This is a genomic window from Xanthomarina sp. F2636L, assembly GCF_026410195.1.
In the GTDB taxonomy this organism is placed as follows: domain Bacteria; phylum Bacteroidota; class Bacteroidia; order Flavobacteriales; family Flavobacteriaceae; genus Xanthomarina.
The window spans coordinates 1-231 of record NZ_JAPMLM010000040.1 but is presented as its reverse complement, the minus strand read 5'-3'; the positions used below and the strand labels follow the sequence as shown (position 1 = coordinate 231).

1 protein-coding gene is annotated in these 231 nt (G+C 42.4%); it reads left to right on the top strand.

Annotated elements, in window-relative coordinates; genetic code table 11:
* Positions 1–231: hypothetical protein (locus OS191_RS15600; protein ID WP_267153690.1), on the top strand; the 231-nt coding region annotated here is incomplete at both ends.

The following is a 231-nucleotide window of genomic DNA, read 5'->3' as shown; positions in this document are numbered from 1 at the left end:
GTAGAACCAACAACAGAATGCTGGGAAACTGCTACTTTTGATAACAATACCTGTGCTTGGGTAGTCACTGGATCACAACCTGCTGAACCAACAACAGAATGTTGGGAAACAGCGACCTTTGATAACAATACTTGTGCTTGGGTAGTTACTGGATCACAACCTGCTGAACCAACAACAGAATGCTGGGAAACTGCTACTTTTGATAACAATACTTGTGCTTGGGTAGTTACT